Consider the following 18572-nt stretch of genomic DNA (forward strand, 5'->3'; position numbering starts at 1 on the left):
GGCCGGGTGGGGACGGCACCTGGCGACCGGCGCGGCCCGGCCGTCGCGGATCAGATCCCCGCGGCGATCTTGAGGAGGGCGACGCCGCCGATGATCGCGGCGAACGAGCCGAGCTTGGCGGGGGTGATCTTCTCCTTGTAGATGAGGGCGCCGAGGATGACCGTGCCGATGGAGCCGACGCCGGTCCAGATGGTGTAACCGACGCCCACGTCCAGCGTCTTGAGCGCCAGGCTCAGGGTGAAGATGCCACCGGCGGCCGACAGCAGCGTGAAGACCGACGGCCAGAGGCGGGTGAAGCCCTTGGTGGCGTTGGTGCCGAGGGCGAAGCCGATCTCGAAGACGATCGCGATGGAGAGGTAGATCCAGGCCATGATGACGTTTCCTTCAGGCGCGAAGTGACGGAGCAGGGTGTTCAGGCCGCGGACGGCTTCTCGGAGGCCAGGCGGTCGGAGAGCTTGAGGCCCAGCACGCCGCCGATGATCAGGACGAAGGCCAGCGCCTTCCAGATGGTGATCTCCTCGCCGAAGATCACGGCGCCGAGCACGACCGTGCCGACCGAGCCGATGCCGGTCCAGATGGTGTAGCCGACGCCGACGTCCAGCGTCTTGAGCGCCAGGCTCAGGAAAAAGATCCCGCCGGCCGCCGCGGCGGCCGTGAGCAGGGACGGCCACAGCTGGGTGAAGCCCTCGGTGGCGTTGGTGGCCAGGGCGAAGACGACTTCGAAGACGGCCGCTATGAGCAGGTAGATCCAGGCCACAAGGGCCCTCCTATTTGTATGTATGTGCAAATTGTTCTCTTGGAAGGGATGTTGCATGTACATGTATGCTTCTGTCAAGCCGGTCTCCGTACGCACGAAGAGGTTTTCATGACTCCTGCAGCCCCCGCCCCGGTCCCGGCGCCGGCCGTCTCGGACATCGCCGCGACCTGGCAGCGCATCCTCCTCCTGCACACCCACGTGGAGAGCAAACTCGCCACGGCGCTGCAGCGACGGCACGGCATCGGCCTGTCCGAGTTCCGCGCGCTCGGCCACCTCGCCGCCTCCCCCACCAACGAGCTGCGCATGCAGGAGCTGGCCGACAAAGTCGGGCTCAACCAGAGCTCGGTGACGCGCCTGGTGTCGCGGCTGAACGCGGCGGACTTCGCCTACCGGGATCTGTGCCCGGACGACAAGCGCGGCGTCTACACGGTCATCACCGAGACTGGCCGGGCCAGATACGCCGAGGCGAACCGTACCTACGAGGAGACGCTGAACGCCGCCTTGGCGGAGGCGGGACAGGCGGACCCGCGACTCGCCGCCGCCCTTACGGTGCTGGGCGCTCCGCGCTGAGAAAGTGCGTCAGCCCAGCACGTTCTCGTGCAGGGCCCGTAACACGGCATTGGTGCGGTCGCGGGCGCCGAGTTTGAGGAGGACGGTCGAGACGTGGTTCTTGACCGTGCCCTCGGCGAGGAACAGAGCGCGGGCGATCTCGCGGTTGCTGTAGCCCTCCGCGACCAGCCGGAGCACCTCCAGCTCCCGTTCCGTGAGCTGCTGGATCGGGGCAAGGCCGATGTCGGCCGGCGGGCGGCGGCGGTGGACGGCGCGGAGGAGGCGGTCGGTGATCGACGGGGAGATCAGGGTGCCGCCGTCGGCCAGGACGCGGATGGCGTGGGTGAGTTGTTCCAGGGTGACGTCTTTGAGGAGATAGCCGCAGGCACCCGCGCGCATCGCGTCGAGGACCAGGGTGTCGTTGTCGAACGTGGTCAGGACGAGGACCGGGGGCGCGTCCGCGGTGCCGTCGTGCAGGGCGGTGAGGGCCCAGATGCCGTCGTGGCGCGGCATGCGCAGGTCGAGGAGGACGACGTCGGGGGTGTGCTCGGCGATGGCGGCCAGCGCCGTCATGCCGTCGTCGGCCTCCCCCACCACCTCGATGTCGTCGGTCAGGTCGAGCAGGCTGCGGATGCCCTGCCGGACGAGAGTCTGGTCGTCGACCACGAGCACGCGGATCATGGCACGGGCACCCGGGCGGTGACGCGGAAGCCGTCGCTGCCGTCGAGCCGTACGTCGCCGCCGACCGCGGCGATCCGCTCCGTCAGGCCGCACAGCCCGTTGCCGGGCCTGATCTCGTACGTGCCGCGGCCGTCGTCGACGGAGGTGAGCCGCAGGGTGCGATCCGGAGCGGTCTCGATGCGGATCCGCAGGCGAGTCGCGTCCGCGTGGCGGATGGTGTTGGTGACGATCTCCTGGACGACGCGGGTCAGCGTCATGGTCAGCTCTTCGGTGGTGTGCACGTCCTCGTCGATGTGGACGCTGATGTCGAGGCCGGGGATGTCGCGTACCACGGCGGTCAGGGACTCGCGCAGGTCCGGCGCGTCGGTGCGGAGCCGGCCGACGGTCTGCCGTACGTCCCCGAGCAGCTCCCTGGCCACCCGGTTCGCGCGCTCGATGTGTTCGCGCGCGGCGGGGCCGTCGTGGTGCCGGGCGACCTCCAGTTCGAGGGTGAGCGCCGTGAGCTGGTGGCCGATGAGGTCGTGAAGTTCGCGGGCGATGCGCAGGCGCTCGTGGGCGCGGGTGGAGTCGGCGAGCACGACGCTGGCCGCGCGCAGCTCGACGTGCGCCTCGGCGAGCTCGCGGCGCATCCGCTGCTCCCGGATGATCGCGACCGTGCTCAGCAGCGTCGCCGACTGGATCAGCAGGTAGAGAGCCGCGCCGAGAAGCACCCCGGTCGCGGTGGCCTCGGTGCGGCTCGCGGCCAGGCCGATCACGACGGTGTTGAGGGCGATCACCACCGGCCCGGCCCACCACGGCAGGACGTACGCGCTCAGAGCCGCGGTGAAGACCAGCAGGATCGGCAGCCATCCGGCACCGGGCGCCGCCAGGACCGTGAGCCAGCTCAGGACCACGGCCACGCCGTAGGAGATCCGCGCCGGCCACCCACGGCTCTCCACGCTCAAGGCGGCGACCAGCAAGGTGGCCAGCAACCCGGCGAACAGCACGGCCCATAGGGCGCGGGGCAGGACGGTCTCGGTCCCGCCGAGCAGTGTCGGCGTCCCCACCGCGACGCACATCAGGAGCACCGCCAGACCCGCCCAGGTGTCCGGCCCGATTCGCCGCATGAAATCACTCTAATCGGGCGGCGGACGGCGCTGGGGGTGCCGAAAGTCACGGGTGCGCGGGCTGACGATCGGCACAGGCTCCGGTGGCCCGCCCGCTCCTAACGTCGGGGACATGCCTGGAACATCACTGGCCGTCGAAGCGGACGGCCTGCACAAGCGCTACCGCTCGAAGGTCGCCGTCGACGAGGTCAGCCTCGCGATCCCCACCGGCGAGATCTTCGGCATCCTCGGACGTAACGGGGCCGGCAAGACGACCACCGTCGAGCTGGTCGCCGGCCTCCGGCGGCCCGACCGGGGCACCGTCCGCGTGCTCGGCCTGGACGCGCGACGCGACCGGGCCCGGCTGCGGCAACTCCTCGGGGTGCAACTGCAGGAGAGCCATCTGCACGCCGCGCTCACGGTCGCCGAACTGGTCCACCTGTACGGGACCTTCTACCGCGACCCGCTGGACTCCGGCGAGCTCATCGAGTCGGTCGGCCTGACCGGCTCCCGCGACGTCCGCTTCCAAAACCTCTCCGGCGGCCAGCAGCAGCGGCTGTCCATCGCCCTGGCCCTGGTGGGGCGGCCCCGGGTGGTGATCCTCGACGAGCTCACGACCGGGCTCGACCCGCAGGCGCGCCGCCAGATGTGGTCGACCGTCGAGCGCCTGCGTGACGGCGGCGTGACCGTGCTGCTCGTCAGTCACGCGATGGAGGAGGTCGAGCGGCTGTGCGACCGGGTCGCGCTGCTCGACGCGGGGCGGGTCGTCGCCCTCGACTCGCCCTCGGGGCTCGTCCGCCGGGCCGGGTTCGCCCAGCGGGTCACCTTCCTGGCGGCGGAGCCCCTACCGGAGGGGCTGCTGGAAGGGTTGGACGAGGTCGAGCGGGTGCGCGCCGACGGCGGCCGGGTCGTGGTCGAGGGCCGCGGCGACCTGCTCCAGGCCGTGAGCGTGGCGCTCGTACGCGCCGGCGTCGTGGTGACCGAGACGCGGGGCGAGCGCGCGACCCTGGACGATGCCTTCGTCGCCCTCACCGGACGCCGCCTGGACACCGACCGCCACGACGACGGACTGCGGGACGAAGGACGGCACGACGACGAGAAGGAGGCGCTTCGATGACGGACATCGCCGTGCACCGCCCCGGGCTCCGGTCCTGGGCCGCGATGCTGACCTGCGAGCTGAAGATGGTCGTCCGCGACACCGCCGGGCTGATCGTGCCGATCGGCCTGCCCATGCTCATCCTGGTGATGAACGCGTCGGCGGCCGGCGACGAGGTCGTCGCGAACGGCCGGACGGCGCTCGACGTCCACGTGCTGCCGCTGGTGTTCACGATGGTGGTGGCCACGACCGGCATCGTGAACATGCCGTCCTTCCTGGCCTACTACCGCCGCAGCGGGATCCTGCGGCGGCTCGCGGTGACACCGGCCTCGCCCGCGATGGTCCTCGTCGCGCAGGTGACCGTGGGCGTGCTGCAGACGGGCTTGGGCATCGCGGCCGCGTGGCTCCTGGCGATGGTGGCGTTCGGGGCGAAGCCGCCGGTGAACGCCGGCGCGGCGATCGGCGTCCTCGCGCTGTCCACGGCCACGATGTACGCCGTCGGGATGATCGTCGCCGCGCTCGCGCCCACCCCGAACTCCGCCGTGGCGATCGGCCTGGCGCTGTTCTTCGCGCTCGGCGCCCTCGGCGGCATGTTCGGCGGGCGCGGCAGCCTTCCCGACGTGGTCGCGTCGGTGGGCGCCTGGCTGCCGTTCGGTGCCTCGGTCCAGGCCATGTCGGCCACCTGGGTGGGCGCGCCCGTGCCACCCGCCCACCTGATCGGCCTGGCCGTGAGCCTGCTGCTCGGCGGTGTCGTCGCGGCCGCCTGTTTCCGCTGGGACTAGCCGCGGGGCCGGCCGGGCATGATCACGGCCGGCGGCCGTCAGCACGCGCCGCGGACCGCGCTACCGGCGCGCTATCGCCGGGCTAATGGGCCGGAAGAGCATCTGGGGTCATGGTTCACGTGCTGGTGGCGAGCCAAGCCCTGCTCGCCACGGTCTTCGTTGTCTCCGCGTACTCGAAACTGCGCAGCCGTGCCGCACTACAGTCTTTCGCCGCCACCCTGCGATTGCTGCCCGGCCCGGCCCGGTTCCCGGCTGCCGGGGCAACGGCGGCCATGGAGGTCGTCACCGCGGTGACCTTGATCGTGTTTCCACCTGCGGGGCTGGCCGCCGGCGGGCTGCTGTTGATCGCGTTCTCCACGTGGATCGCTGTTTCCCTTCGCCGGGGGCAGCGCGAGGCCTGCCAGTGCTTCGGCGCGTCCGTGACCCCGCTCGGCCCGGTGCATCTGGTCCGCAACGGGCTTCTGCTGCTCGTCATCGCGCTGGGTTCGGTGGCGCTGATGTCTCCCGGCGGCCCGGTAACCGTGGCCGGCCTCGCCCTGGCGGTGCCGGTCGGGCTGGTCGGCGCCATCCTCCTGATCGTCTTTGACGACATCGCCGATTTGTTCATGGAAGTTTCGGGGAGTGCGTGATGCCGTATCTGATCGTTGCCGTCGTCCTGGTCGGCGTGCTGTGCCTGCTGAACCTCCTGCTGACGGTCGGAGTGATCCGCCGGCTGCGGAAGCAGGCCGCTTCGGCGGCATCCCTGCCGCCCATGGAGGACGGGCTCGCCATCGGGGAGGAGATCCCTGAGTTCGCCGCCACGACCACCGATGGCGAGCCGATCTCCGATGCGCTGATCGATGGGCCCGCCCTGGTCGGCTTCTTCTCCCCGTCCTGCGAGCCGTGCAGGGAACTGATGCCGCGCTTCATCGACCATGCCCGCCGTACCCCGGCTGCCGTGCTCGCCGTCGTCGTCACCGACAGCGACCAGGAGGCCGTCGCCGACGTCGAACGCCTCGCTGAGGTGGCACGTGTCGTGGTCGAGGCACCTCATGGCGCCATTCAGGGCGCCTTCCAGGTCGCCGGCTATCCGACCGTCTTCGAGATCGGTGCGGACCGCAGGGTCACCGACAACAATCCCATGTTGCCCGCCGCGGTCAGCACATGATCGGAACGGCGAAGGCCGCCGCGGGGGTCGCCCTGCGCGCGGCCCCGGGACTGATGGCGGTCTATGTCCTGGTGATGATCGTTGAGGCGATCGCGCCGATCGCGGTGGCGTGGCTGACCAAGCTGGTGGTCGACTCCCTGGCGGGACAGGGATCGGCGGCCGAGCTGAGCACCCTCGCGGTCGGGCTGGCCGCCGCGGGCGTCCTGCTGACGGTGCTGCCCCAGCTCATGCAGTACCTCAACAGCGAGATGGGCAGGTTGTTCACCACCCAGACCACCACCCAGCTGTTCTCCGCGACGCTGCGGTTCGCCGGGCTGCGACGGTTCGAGGACCCCAACTTCCACGACCAGCTGCGGTTGGCGAAGAACAGCCTGTCGACGGGACAGGAGGTCGTCACCGGATGCCTGGCGGTGGCGAGCGCGGTGATCACGCTGGCCGGAATGGTCGGCTCCCTCCTGATGGTCAGTCCGGTCCTCACGGGGATCGTCCTGGCGACCGGGGTTCCCGCGCTGGTGGCGCAGTTGCGGCTGTCGCATCGTCGCGCCGCGATGATGTGGGACATCGGCCCGGCCGAACGACGCCAGATGTTCTACGGCGATCTGCTCACCACGATCGCGGCGGCGAAGGAGATCCGTCTGTTCAACAGCGGCCGTTTCCTGCGCGGCCGCATGATGACCGAGTTGCGCACGTCCAACGCCGCACGCCGGCGGATGGACCTCAAGGAACTGTCCGTCGAGGGCCTGCTGACGCTGCTGGGCTCCGTGGTCGCGGGCGGCGGGCTGATCTGGGCCGTCATCTCGGCCGGCTCCGGCGCGTTGAGCATCGGCGACGTGTCCCTGCTGATCGCCGCCATCGCCGCCGTCCAGGCCGCCCTCAACGGGCTGATCATCGGTATCGCCGCTCTCCACCAGGATCTGCTCATGTTCGGCCATTACGTGGCCGTGACCTCGGCCGAACCCGACCTGCCCATCCCCGCCGAGCCCGCGCCACTGCCCCGGCTGCGCCGCGGCATCCAGCTGACCAACGTGTGGTTCCGCTACAGCGAGGATCACCCCTGGATCCTGCGCGGCCTGAACCTGTTCATCCCGGCCGCCGCGTCGGTCGCCGTCGTCGGTCTGAACGGGGCCGGCAAGTCCACCCTCGTCAAGCTCCTGTGCCGGTTCTACGACCCGCAGCACGGAAGCATCACGTGGGACGGCGTCGACATCCGTGACGTGCACCCCGATGATCTGCGGCACCGCATCAGCGGGGTGTTCCAGGACCATATGGCCTACGACATGTCCGCGGCCGACAACGTCTCCATCGGCTTCGTCCCCGCCCGTGAGGACGAGACCCGGATCCGCGGGGCCGCTCACGAGGCCGGGATCGACGACAAGCTCTCCTCCCTTCCTCGCGGGTACGACACCCTGCTCACGCGGACGTTCTTCAGCGAGGACGACAAGGACGACCCCGACACGGGTGTGGTGCTCAGCGGCGGGCAATGGCAGCGCACGGCGCTGGCCCGCGCGATGTTCCGCGGTCACCGCGACCTCGTGATCCTCGACGAGCCCTCCGCCGGGCTGGACCCCGAGGCCGAGGCCGACGTGCACTCCCGGACCCGGCGCCGCCGCCACGGCGCCACCAGCCTGCTCATCTCTCACCGGCTCAACACCGTGCGCGACGCCGACCTCATCATCGTTCTGGAGGACGGCGCCATCCGGGAAGCCGGAAAGCACGACGCCCTCATGGCCGCCCGCGGCCCCTACGCACGGCTCTTCAACCTCCAGGCGACCGGGTACCGCGAGCCGGAAGAGGCGGCGGCCCTGTGAGGTGGGTGCTCCTCGTCGCGAGCTGCGCGCTGGCCATGTTGATCGTACGGCTGCGCGCGACGTATTCCGTGATCCGGGTCGATGGCGACAGCATGGCCCCCACCCTGACCGACGGAGATCGGCTGCTTGCCCGGCGCGTGACCGCGTCGGCTCTCCGGCGCGGCCAGATCGCGGTGGTCCGCGCACCTCGATTCGTCGGTGCGACCTTCCTCGTCAAGCGGATCGCCGGATTGCCGGGCGATCCCGTTCCGCCCTCGGTGGCACCGGTGGTGGCCGAAGATCGTATCCCCGTCGGAAATGTCGTCCTGCTCGGCGACAACAGCGAGGGCAGCTACGACTCGCGGGACCACGGCTACTTTCCGCTCGCCGACATTCATGCCATCACTTGCCGAAAGCTGTCCCCTGGATATGCGGGGCCGTCAGTAAAGGAGACGGCATAGATCAACTGACCGAGTTCTGAGACCGTAGACGAAGAAATGGAAGAAAAACGTGAAGATCATAACCGGGCTCGCGGACCGCGCCCTGTCCCTGGTCCTGCCCGAGGACTCTGCCGGCGCCGTCGTCAAGTGCTACAACCGGCCCATTGGCGGCTACTGGTGGGGGCGGTGCTATTACAACCCCGCCTGCGGCAGCAGGTCGATGAAGGACAAGTACGCGTGCAACTGGGGGCCGGGCAGCACCTTCGGGGTGCGGACCACTCTCGAGCGCAGATGTTGCTAGCCGCGTAGCGACCGCACCGGGGCCGGACAGTTCCCTTCAACAGGAGCATGTCCGGCCCTTTCATGTGCGCAGCTCCTGTACGCCGCCTGCCATACCTGGAACATACCGGCGATCAGCACAATGTCGATCGGAGGTGCACGATGTTCCAACTGTTGGGACGCTTGGCGGTGGTCGACGGCGGGGGCCGCGCGATCAACGTCCGAGCCGCGAAGCAGCAGGCGATCCTCGCCGTTCTCATGCTGCGTCCGGGCGGAGTGGTCAGCGTGGATCGGCTGATGACGGAGCTCTGGCCGGACGAGCCGCCGGCGACGGCGAAAGCGAGTCTGCAAACGTACGTCTACCGCCTGCGGCGCACTCTGGCGCCGCTGGCCGCCCACGGCGTCGACCTGACCACCCTCGGGAACGGCTACACCCTGGTCGTCCCGGATCGGGCGGTGGACATCAGGGCGTTCGAGCAGCGCTTCACCCGGGGATCGCAGGCTCTGACCGCGGGCAGTCCGGCGATGGCAGCCGGGCTGCTGCGCGAGGCTCTGGACATGTGGCACGGTCCGCTGGTGCCGGAGATCGACGTCGAAACCGTCCGCTGCGAGCGCCGCCGCCTGGACGCGATGCACCTGACCGCATCCGAGCTCTGGCTGGAGGCAGAACTGCGGCTCGGCCTTCACACCGGGGTCATCCCGGAACTGGAGCGCCTCGTCGAGGCCCACCCTTTCCGTGAATCCCTGTGGGAGATGCTGCTGCGTGCCCTGGCCGGGCGCGGCCGCCGGGCCGAAGCGCTCGCCGCCTACCGGCGCATGCGTGACATCCTCAGCACGGAGCTCGGCATCGAACCGGCCGACCACCTGCGCCGGCAGCATCAGGAGATACTCCGCGGCGCGTCGCTCTAGCAAAGAAAGTGCCCTCTGGCCGGCGCCGGCCAGAGGGCGATCCCTTTACCTACCTAGGCGCACTGCTTTTTCCAGTAGGGCGAGCAGTCGCTCCTCCAGCACTTGAAGTAGGCGCAACAAATGCTGCCGGTGCAGGTTGTGTGGTCGAGAATGCAACGTGCGGTGCAGGCGGCCTGCGCATCGCCGGCCGGTACGACGAAGGCGACGATCCGATCCGCCAGAGCGGTGATGGATTTCACCTGTCCCACCTTTCTTCAGCGAATTATTCGCACACGATGACCGTCTTGACGGTGCAGTCGGCATTGGTGCACCGCATCCTGTAGCACCCAGGAGTCGGGCCGGGGCCGATCTGCACGCACCTCGGGACGCACGCGGCGTCAGCCTTGACCGTGGGAATCAACCGGTCGATAAGCTTGTCCAGCATTCTGTTTCACCTCCTTTCCTGTCTCGGGGTTCACTGGGCGCGGATTTCACGGGGAGTTGTCTCGTGATATCCGCGGGCTTGTAGACGGAAGAGACGGGCGTAGGTGCCGTCCACCGCCATGAGTTCGTCGTGGCCTCCCCGCTCGGCGACGGCCCCGTCCTTCAGGACGACGATCAGGTCGGCGTCCCGCACCGTGTTCAGCCGGTGGGAGATGAGCAGGCTCGTCTGGCCGGCGCGGTGGTGGCGCATCCGGGCGTGCACGTCGGCCTCGGCTTCGGGATCGAGACCCGAGCTCGGCTCGTCGAGGATCATCAGGTCCCGTCCGTCGCGGAGGAAGGCTCTGGCCAGGGCGGTTCGCTGCCACTGTCCGCCGGAGAGCACGACGCCGGTCGAGGAGTCCTCGCGGTCCTCCTCGCTGGTGAACATCCGGGTGAGCAGCGTGTCGTAGCCGCGGGGAAGGAACGCCAGCAGCTCGTCCACGCCGGCCTTCCGCGCGGCGGCGCGGATCCGGTCCAGGTCGTCACGGGCACCGACGTCTCCCACGCCGATGTTGTCGCGGGCGGAGAAGTCGTAGGCCATGTGGTCCTGGAAGACGCCGCTGATCCGCTCCCGCAGCGCCTCCGGCCGGACCTCGCGCAGGTCGGCACCGTCCCAGAGGATCGCTCCCCGGCTCGGGTCGTAGAACCGGCAGAGCAGCTTGACCAGCGTGCTCTTGCCCGCGCCGTTGAGCCCGACCAGTGCCACGGCCGCGCCGTACGGGATGAGCAGGTCGACGCCGCGCAGGATCCACGGATGGTCGTCGCTGTACCGGAACCACACGTCGCGCAGTTCGATCCCCCGGCGCAGCGGCGGCAGCGGCGCGGGGGCGGCCGGCACGACGAGGTCGGCCTCGGCCCTGACCACCGCCACGTAGTGGCCGAAGAGCCGCAGGTTGTGATCGGTGATCGCGATGCCGTTGACCAGGGTGTCGAGCCCGCCCTGGACGGCGACGACGGCGACGGTGAACATCGACACGTCCCCGACGGTGAGCGTGCCGGTCCGGGCCGCGGCGATGGCCCAGACGAGCCCGCCACCGGCCACCACGGCGGACAGCAGGGCGAGCGCCCCCTCCGCCGACAGCTCCTTGCGGTCCATCCGCCGCTTGGCCGCCTGAGCCGTCGACAGCTCCGCCATGAGGCGGCCGCGCAGGAATCCGCCCAGGTTGAAGAGCCTGATCTCCTTGGCCGCCTCGATCGTGCCGAGCAGGGTGCTGTAGAAGAGCTGCCGTCGTTCCGCGGGGCCGATCTCCCACATCATGGTCGTGCGCCGGCGGGACAGCTTCAGCTGCGCGATGAGTGCCGGCACGGCGGCGCACAGCACGATCAGCGTCATGGCCGGGCTGATCACCAGCATGGACCCGACGAAGCCGATCACGGTGACAGCGGAGCGGACCAGGCCGAATGCCTCGGTGACGATGCTGTCCGCCCTGGACGTCCCCTCCTGGGCCAGGCGCAGCCGGTCGAGGAAGCGCGGATCCTCGAAGGGCCGGAGCCCGGGAAATCGTGCCGTGGCCGCGAAGAGCCGGTCCGTCGTGGTGGCCGCCATGGCGCGGCCGATCTCGCTGCCGAGGTACCGCGAGGCGTGCGGCAGGATCGCGGCGGCGACACCGGTACCGGCCAGCCCGGCGGCCAGGCCCAGCAGCTCCGACAGGGAGGCCGCCCCGGTGAGGCCGTCGATGACCAGCTTGGTCAGCCAGGCCACCGCGACCGGCGTCGTGGCCGTGCCCAGCAGGGTGAGCGCGTACCCGATCATGGGACCGGCGGCGCCGCTCCAGCAGATGGCCGCCGCCGCACGCGCGGAAGCGGTCAGGCGCACCCCGTCAACGGCCATGCTGCCGCTCCAGCTTCCTGACGGTGACGGCTTGGAGGTCGTCGGCGTGGAAGAAGCCGTGCTCGCGGGAGTCGAAGCTGACCTCGGTGTTGTCACCGATCAGGACGAACCTGCCGGCCGGGACGACGTCGTCGGCGACGACCCTCCGTACCCGCTCCGGGACCGGATCGCCAGGCAGGGCGGCGACACGTTTGATCAGGAATTCGCTGCCGATCGGGTGCGGGCTCGAGACGACGGCGATCTGCCCCTTGCGCAGCGCCGCCAGGTCCGTGCGCCGGGCCAGCAGCCGGTCCCCATGGGTCAGCGCCGGGGCCATGCTGTCGCCGCTGACGCGGATCACCAGGTACGTCGCGCGCAGCCGTACGGCCAGCAGGGCCAGACCCGCGAGCCCGCCCGCCACCGCGAGGAACGCCCGCCTCACGACGCCTTGACCTCGGCGGGCATGGTGTGCGGCATGGTGTGCCCGCTGCTGACGACCGTGTCCCCGGCGTCGATCGTGATGACCGTCGGGTACGCGTTGACCTTGAACGCCGTCTGAAGGGGGCCCTGCGGCGCCTCCGTGACGACACGTGCCACCTCCGCGAGCCGCTCGATGAACCGCGGGACCCTCGCACCGGGCGAGAGGCCGTCCGCCGGCAGCGACGGCGGCGAGCTCTGCCCGCGCAGGCGGCGGATCACGCCGACGGTCAGCAGCAAGTTGACCATGCCCAGCAGACCGACCAGCACGACCGCGGCGACCAGGTACTGCATCACGCCCTCCCCGTTCTGTCCGGACAGCGATCACCAGGCTGAACGCGCCAAGCGTGATCCGGCTGAGGACCGGCCCCTGGTTCCGGGATCGCCATGAGCGCAGCCGTCGCCGCCGCACACGTCGCGACCACGCCGGCCACCGGAAGGCGCCGCCTTTCCGGCACCGTCACCGGGATGGACGCGAACGGGCGCAGGCCCGCGCGGCTGCGCGGCCTGGCGAACGCGGCGACGGCGAGCACTGCCCCGAAAGGGACCTGGCACGCGACGAGCAGGAGATCCACGATCTGGATATTTCGTGATCCCGCTAGCCCTGCCCTCGCGCGCCGCTAGCCCGGCCGGGTCAGGGGTCGCCCACGCGGAGGGCGGCGTCGAGGTTGCGGCGGCGGCTCATGGCCGTGTGCACGTACGCCCCGAGCACGGCGCACAGGCCCAGCCCGGCCGCCAGCGCCACGGGCGTGAGCAGGCCCGGCGTGTGGTCGGCCACGGGCAGGCCACCGGCGAATGCGGACATGTCCACACCCGGCCCGAGCGCGGCCGGCAGGCCCATGCCCAGGGCCACGCCCACCGGCGCCGTGACGAGGACGACGGGCAGCAGCTCCAGCAGGGTCAGCCGCCGGGCCTGCCGGTCGGACAGCCCGAGCGTACGCAGGAGCGAGACCGCCCTGGCCCGCCCGGCCGCCCCGGCGGCCAGCGACAGGACGATCGCGACCAGTGCGTACGCCCCCAGCGCCACCGTCACCACGACCATCGTCGTCCGGACCGTTCCGGTGAGCGGGTCGGCCCGGATGGCCGCCAGCGCCGCCTCCTGCGTCTCGACGGTGGCCGACGGGACCAGCCGCGCCAGCTCGGCGGGCGGGATGTCGCCCTTGATCAGCAATGTGTTGGCCGCGGGCCAGGGCAACACCTCCCGCGGCACGAGGAGGAACTGCCCGCTGGAGTAGAACCCGGGCACCGCGTCGATCACGCCCTGGGCGGTGAGCCGTACCGGTGACAACCACATGATCTCGAAGGCGCCCCGGCTGCCCAGCGCGGGCGAGAGCAGCGCGGACGTGCCTCCGGACAGCGCGGGCAGGCTGATGGGCGCGTCCTCATTGACCTGCCGCCACTGCGCGAGGTCCACGGCGACGGCGTACGGCCACTCCCCCGTGGCCCCGATCTGCACCCGGCCCGTCAGCGCGAGCGCCACCTTCTCGACCCCGGGGGTGCGGCGGACCCGCTCGATGGCGTCGGGCGGGATGTTCGCGACCGACGTCAGCTTGATCGGCGCCCCCACCTTCTGCCAGGACGCCAGCCGCTGCGTGGTGGTGATCCCGTCGTGGACCACCGCGGCGAACACCGACAGGCTCAGCGCGGGCAGCAGGATCAGCACCGGCAGCGCGCCCACGGACCGCTCCCTGGCCGCCCTGGTCAGCCCCAGGAACGGCACGGCCGCCCGCCCGCGGGCGGCCAGCCGGACGAGCAGCCGCAGCGGGTAGGGGTAGCACCGCAAGGTGATCAGCGCGGCCGCGAGCGTCAGCGCGACCGGGATCAGCAGCAGGAACGGATCCTGCTGCGCGGTGCCGGACGGCCCCCGGGCCCGCAGCAGGTACGCCCCCGCCAGCGCGAGCACGACGACCAGCGCCTCCACCGTCACCCGCCGCGCGGACGGCCGGACGGTGACCAGATCGGCACGGCGCTCCCGCAGCGGCGTGCGATGCGCGAGCACCAGGCGCACCACGGCGAAGGCCACGGCGGTGACGACCACGACCGCCGGCCCGAGGTGCACGACCGGCAGCACGGGCCCCGGCAGGAGGAACGACAGGGCGTACCCGGCGAGGGCCGCGGGCCCCACCGTGAGCGCGGTCAGCGCGGCCCCGGCCGCCACCACCTGCCACAGCGAGGCGCCGCGCGCCCGTGCCAGGGCCAGCGTGCTCTCCATCCGGTCGGTCAGCAGCCGCACGCCCAGCGCGATCACGCCGAGCGCGACCGCGAACAGGCCGCCGAGCACCAGGTAAATGACGGTCTGCGCGGCGGACAGCGCGGCCAGGAAGCCGGCGAGCAACTGGGGCAGCCCGGTGACCATGCGGTAGCCGGTGGTGCCCGTCCCTTGGACGTCCACCTGCCGCTGGAACTCGGCGACCGCGGCTTCGACGCCCGGCACCTCCAGGGCGCTCGCCGCCCGCCCGTCGAGAGGGAGGACCCAGCGGTAGGTCAGGGTACGGGCCTTGTTGGTCAGCGCGCTCAGCCCGTCGTCCGACATCAGCGTCGTGGTGTGGAGCTCCTCCGGCCCGTCCGTCGGCACGACCCTGGTGACATGCAGGACGTCGGCGTCGTGGCTCCAGGAGCGGTCGGCCGGGTCCTTGGCCCTGAATACGCCGACGATCTTCGCGGCCGTGTGCGCGCTCTCGCCGAGCATCCTGGTCTGGCCGACGCGCAGCCCCATCCGGGCCACGGCCTCCTCCACGACGCCCACCTCGATGACCGGGATCGTCGCCCCCCGGTACCGCATGGTGGACGGCTCGCCGGGCGCGCGGCCCCGCACCCAGTCCACGCGCCGGGCGGCGTCGGACAGCCAGCCGAGGTTGACGAAGGTGCGGATCCCGCTCGTCCCGCTGTCGGGCGTGCGGTAGGTCTTGGCGCTGATGTGGCCGCCGGGCCCGATCAGGGGCCGCAGCGCCGCCGGGATGAGCCGGCGCCAGTGGAGGTCGCCGCTCTCGAACTCCGCGCGTGAGTGCAGCTCACCGGCGGGCAGGGCCGGAGCCCCGGCGACGGTCAGGTCGGTCCGCACCGCGTCCGCCTCGGTCAGCGACCGGCGCAGCGCCTCGTCGAACGACGCCTGCATCGTCCTGGGCAGCCCGGCGACGAGCAGGCAGGCGACCGCCGTCAGCACGACGAGCAGCGCCGACGTGCCCGCGTGCGCCCGGACGCCCAGGGGGATCCTCACCGTTCCTCCAAGGTCTGTCCCCGCCACATGCGCCGGGCCAGCCCGGCGACGATCGCGACCAGCACCACCGTCACCAGGGCCAGCATCGCGGCCACGGCCGCCCACGGGATGTGGAACAGCACGCCGGGCGTGACCGCCGACGCCTGCCCGGTCAGTACGACACGCGGGACCACCAGGTTCCCGACGACCACGGCGAGCCCGGTGCCGGACGCGAGCGACAGCCCGATGACGAACGCCTGCTCCGTGGCCAGCATCCCGAACACCTGTCGGGAGCCGGCGCCCAGCGCCCGCAGCACGGCGAACTCGGCCCGCCGCTCCCGCGCCGCGACCACGGTGTTCACCAGGAACCCGAGCACCGCGAGCCCCAGCGCCGCGGCGAACCCCAGCGTCAGCCCGCCCTGCAGCGCGGCGGCCAGCGGATCGTCGCGCAGCTCGGCCGCCAGCTCCCGCCGGTCCACCGTGGTCACGTCCCATTGGGGGTTGCGGCGGAGGATCTCCCGCGCGGGCGCGGAGTCGGCGGTGGCGAGCCACCATTCGGTGGCGGGCCGGGACGGCTGCGCCGCGGCCAGCTCGTGCGTCTGCAGCGTCTCCCAGTCGGCGAGCACGGCCTGCTGGTCCGGGGCGCTCGTGGGCATGCTCGCCACGGTGCCCACTACCTCGATCCGCAGGACCCGGCCGGCGAAGCGGACAGACCCGCCCTGCCCGACGTCCAGCTTGAGAGCGGCGGCCAGGCCGGAGGTGACCACCACGGGCAGCGGCCGGTGCTCCCGCGACGGCCCGAAGGCGATCACGCCACGCGGATGAGCGACGGCCCCGGCCACCGGCACGTCCCGGCCGTCCGCACTCAGCCCGGTCAACCTCAGGCCGGGCTGCTCGCCCGCCACGAGGCCGCGTACCGACAGCGGATAGGCGATCGTGCCGGCCCGTCCGGCCAGCGGGGCCAGGTCGAGCTCGATCCGGTTGCCGCCCTCCCGCAGCTCACCGAGCGGCAGGTCGCGCCACACGCCCAGCGCGTCGGACAGCACCAGCCGGGCCGGCCCGGCGGCGCGTGAATCGACCCGCACGGTGAGGGCGCGCGGCCGTCCGGGCAGCTCCAGCCGGCCCGCCCGGTCGCCGGCGAGGGCCACGGACAGCTCCGCGACCGTCCGCGCCGACAGGTCGGGGCGCAGGCGGAACAGCTCGCCGAACCGGCCCGCGTCCAGGGCGAGAAGCAGCGCGCTCTCGCCGCCCACCTCGGTCGGTGCCCTGAAGGCGGGCGAGGCGGCGGTGATGCCGGGCAGCGCCGTGACCGCCGTGCCACGGCCGAGCGCCCCCAGCTCAGGCCCCTCGGAGGGCCCCGACAGGCGCAGGTCGGCCGCCGCCTGATGATCGGCCTGATCGCGTTGCGAGGCCTGCCAGGTGGAGGTGGTGGCCATGGAGACGACGCCGATCGCGATGGCCAGGGTCAGCAGCAGCGCGGGGCCGGCGTACTTGAGCGGCCGCCTGCTGACCTGCCAGGCGCCCAGCGCGGGGGCGAGGGTGGGCCGGCGCGAGGTCAGCCGCTCGGCCATCCGCGACACGCGCGGCACCAGCCGCAGCCCCAGGAGGCCGCCCGCGAGCAGGGCCAGGGCCGGGCCGGAGATGATCAGCGGGTCGATGCCGAGCCCGCCCGCCGCCGTCGCGGTGACCGGCGCGCCGTAGCGCTGGAGCTGCCAGATCGCCAGTGCGGCCACCGCCAGCAGCGCCAGGTCCGCGCCCGCCCCCTGGATCAGGCCGCGCCGGCCGCCACGGCCGCGCGCCGACTGCTCCTCCACGTACGTGCGCCGCGCGCCCGCCACGGCCGGCAGCGCCAGCAGGACGGCCGCGGCCAGCGCCACCCCGAACGAGACCAGGAACGTCCCCACGTCCGTCACCGGCGCCAGCCGCACCCCCGAGGACCTGATCCAGGGCAGCAGGCTGATCAGAGCGAGCACCGGCGGCCCCAGGAACGGCGCCACGATCGCGCACGGGACCGCGACCAGCAGCGCCTCACCGCCCGCCAGCGCCGCCAGCCGAGCCGTGCCCGCGCCGCGCGAGCGCAGCAGCGCCATCTCCATGCGGCGGTGGTCGGCCAGCAGCCGCGCGGTGAGCATCAGCGCGTACCCGGCCAGCACCAGCAGTTGCAGCACCGGGATCAGCATGGTGGAGCGGGCCACCAGGGACGCGGTGTCGAGCTGGGTGAGGAGCTCGGGCAGGTCGCCGGCGGTCAGGCAGTTCGCGCAGCCGGCCGCCGACAGCCGTTCGCCCACCCGGCCGGCGGTCTCCGCCAGCGGGCGCAGCCGCTCGGGCGTCAGCGCGCCGAGATCCGGCTCGGCCGCCCAGACGGCCCTGACGCTGGTGGCGAAGCGCGCGACGAACGTCTCCTGCGCCACCATCAGGGGCCCGTACGTGGTGTACTCGCCACGCTCCATGCCCCGGCTCAGCAACTCCTCACCGGCCCACCGCTCGCCCACGGGGTCGTCGAGCCGGAAGACGCCGACGACGCGGACCCGGACCGGGCGCCCGTCGAGCCGGGCCTTCGTGACGAACTCCTCGCCGAGCTCGAACCCGGTGGCCGCGGCCGCCGACTCCGAGATCGCCGCCTCCACGGCCTGCCCGCCGGTCCGCGGCCACCTGCCCTCGACCGGCCGGGCGTGCCGGTCGAGCCCGTCGTGGCTGCCGAACCGCAGCAGCTCGGGCAGCTCCTTGCCGTCCTGCCCCGGCATGACGTACGAGTCCGAACGCAGGCTGGTGGTGACGGCCGGCGGCGCTCCAAAGGTGGCGGCGAGCTCGTCGCGCACCATCCGGTCGTACCGCGGGAACGTCGTGGCGTCGACCTGGGCGCTGATGGTGGTGGTGGTCTGGCGGTACGAGGCCGTCTCCATCGCCCTGCGCACCCCCGCGCCGGCGATGGCGGAGGCGTACATCGTCAGCGCCACCAGCGTGGTCGTCGCCAGCAGGATCGACCCGAACGCGGCCAGGAGGAGCAACGGCTCGTCAAGGGCCCGCTTGACGACCAGCGGCACCCGCATTCCTTCCCTCCTTCCCCCGCTGATTAGACCTTCGGGGGCGGGCAGGACCGCGGCAAGGGTGCTGA

Annotated in this window: 19 protein-coding genes; 9 read left to right on the plus strand and 10 right to left on the minus strand. The window is 71.8% G+C overall.

The window, feature by feature from the left end:
- Positions 1 to 50: 50 nt before the first annotated feature.
- Positions 51 to 371, minus strand: a complete 321-nt coding sequence (locus AB0J69_RS46490; protein ID WP_364132038.1) for a multidrug efflux SMR transporter — start codon at positions 369 to 371, stop codon at positions 51 to 53.
- A gap of 41 nt (positions 372 to 412) precedes the next feature.
- Complete coding sequence (locus AB0J69_RS46495; RefSeq protein ID WP_364132039.1) at positions 413 to 757, minus strand: multidrug efflux SMR transporter; 345 nt, start codon at positions 755 to 757, stop codon at positions 413 to 415.
- 108 nt (positions 758 to 865) lie between these two features.
- Between AB0J69_RS46495 and AB0J69_RS46500 the strand changes: the two genes are divergently transcribed.
- Complete coding sequence (locus tag AB0J69_RS46500; protein WP_364132040.1) at positions 866 to 1327, plus strand: MarR family transcriptional regulator; 462 nt, start codon at positions 866 to 868, stop codon at positions 1325 to 1327.
- Between the two features lie 9 nt (positions 1328 to 1336).
- On the opposite strand, the gene AB0J69_RS46505 is transcribed toward AB0J69_RS46500, so the two are convergent.
- A complete protein-coding gene (locus AB0J69_RS46505) occupies positions 1337 to 1987 on the minus strand; it encodes a response regulator transcription factor (protein ID WP_364132041.1) in 651 nt (216 codons plus the stop codon).
- A complete protein-coding gene (locus AB0J69_RS46510) occupies positions 1984 to 3093 on the minus strand; it encodes a histidine kinase (RefSeq protein WP_364132043.1) in 1110 nt (369 codons plus the stop codon). The genes AB0J69_RS46505 and AB0J69_RS46510 overlap by 4 nt, the downstream gene beginning before the upstream one ends.
- Before the next feature lie 112 nt (positions 3094 to 3205).
- On the opposite strand from AB0J69_RS46510, the gene AB0J69_RS46515 reads away from it, so the two are divergent.
- The 8 genes from AB0J69_RS46515 (at position 3206) to AB0J69_RS46550 (ending at position 9512) form a co-directional block, all read left to right on the plus strand.
- Entirely contained in the window at positions 3206 to 4189 is a 984-nt protein-coding gene (locus AB0J69_RS46515) for an ABC transporter ATP-binding protein (RefSeq protein WP_364132044.1), read from the plus strand.
- Positions 4186 to 4950 (plus strand): ABC transporter permease, encoded by a 765-nt coding sequence (locus AB0J69_RS46520; RefSeq protein ID WP_364132045.1) that lies wholly within the window; start codon positions 4186 to 4188, stop codon positions 4948 to 4950. Before AB0J69_RS46515 ends, AB0J69_RS46520 begins: the two co-directional genes overlap by 4 nt.
- 110 nt (positions 4951 to 5060) lie before the next feature.
- Complete coding sequence (locus AB0J69_RS46525) at positions 5061 to 5579, plus strand: MauE/DoxX family redox-associated membrane protein (protein ID WP_364132046.1); 519 nt, start codon at positions 5061 to 5063, stop codon at positions 5577 to 5579.
- Positions 5579 to 6097 carry a TlpA disulfide reductase family protein gene (locus tag AB0J69_RS46530; RefSeq protein ID WP_364132047.1) on the plus strand — a complete coding sequence of 173 codons (519 nt, stop codon included), beginning with the start codon at positions 5579 to 5581 and terminating at the stop codon, positions 6095 to 6097. Before AB0J69_RS46525 ends, AB0J69_RS46530 begins: the two co-directional genes overlap by 1 nt.
- Complete coding sequence (locus AB0J69_RS46535; protein ID WP_364132048.1) at positions 6094 to 7905, plus strand: ABC transporter ATP-binding protein; 1812 nt, start codon at positions 6094 to 6096, stop codon at positions 7903 to 7905. Before AB0J69_RS46530 ends, AB0J69_RS46535 begins: the two co-directional genes overlap by 4 nt.
- Positions 7906 to 7910: 5 nt before the next feature.
- Positions 7911 to 8345, plus strand: a complete 435-nt coding sequence (locus AB0J69_RS46540) for a S26 family signal peptidase (RefSeq protein ID WP_364132050.1) — start codon at positions 7911 to 7913, stop codon at positions 8343 to 8345.
- Between the two features lie 49 nt (positions 8346 to 8394).
- Positions 8395 to 8625, plus strand: a complete 231-nt coding sequence (locus AB0J69_RS46545; protein WP_364132051.1) for a hypothetical protein — start codon at positions 8395 to 8397, stop codon at positions 8623 to 8625.
- A gap of 152 nt (positions 8626 to 8777) precedes the next feature.
- Positions 8778 to 9512: a BTAD domain-containing putative transcriptional regulator gene (locus AB0J69_RS46550; RefSeq protein ID WP_364132052.1), complete on the plus strand. Its 735-nt coding sequence runs from the start codon at positions 8778 to 8780 to the stop codon at positions 9510 to 9512.
- Between the two features lie 53 nt (positions 9513 to 9565).
- Here the strand turns inward: AB0J69_RS46550 and AB0J69_RS46555 are convergent, their stop codons facing one another.
- From AB0J69_RS46555 to AB0J69_RS46580, 6 genes are all read right to left on the minus strand, one after another.
- Complete coding sequence (locus AB0J69_RS46555) at positions 9566 to 9751, minus strand: hypothetical protein (protein WP_364132054.1); 186 nt, start codon at positions 9749 to 9751, stop codon at positions 9566 to 9568.
- 215 nt (positions 9752 to 9966) lie between these two features.
- Positions 9967 to 11805, minus strand: a complete 1839-nt coding sequence (locus AB0J69_RS46560; protein ID WP_364132056.1) for an ABC transporter ATP-binding protein — start codon at positions 11803 to 11805, stop codon at positions 9967 to 9969.
- Positions 11795 to 12226: a S26 family signal peptidase gene (locus AB0J69_RS46565; RefSeq protein ID WP_364132057.1), complete on the minus strand. Its 432-nt coding sequence runs from the start codon at positions 12224 to 12226 to the stop codon at positions 11795 to 11797. Before AB0J69_RS46565 ends, AB0J69_RS46560 begins: the two co-directional genes overlap by 11 nt.
- Positions 12223 to 12555 (minus strand): hypothetical protein, encoded by a 333-nt coding sequence (locus AB0J69_RS46570; RefSeq protein ID WP_364132059.1) that lies wholly within the window; start codon positions 12553 to 12555, stop codon positions 12223 to 12225. Before AB0J69_RS46570 ends, AB0J69_RS46565 begins: the two co-directional genes overlap by 4 nt.
- Before the next feature lie 340 nt (positions 12556 to 12895).
- On the minus strand, positions 12896 to 15478 hold the full coding sequence (locus AB0J69_RS46575; RefSeq protein WP_364132061.1) for an FtsX-like permease family protein: 2583 nt from the start codon (positions 15476 to 15478) through the stop codon (positions 12896 to 12898).
- Positions 15475 to 18507, minus strand: a complete 3033-nt coding sequence (locus tag AB0J69_RS46580; protein WP_364132062.1) for an ABC transporter permease — start codon at positions 18505 to 18507, stop codon at positions 15475 to 15477. Before AB0J69_RS46580 ends, AB0J69_RS46575 begins: the two co-directional genes overlap by 4 nt.
- Positions 18508 to 18572: the final 65 nt, after the last annotated feature.

Source organism: Nonomuraea sp. NPDC049709, from assembly GCF_040674815.1.
Lineage (GTDB): Bacteria > Actinomycetota > Actinomycetes > Streptosporangiales > Streptosporangiaceae > Nonomuraea.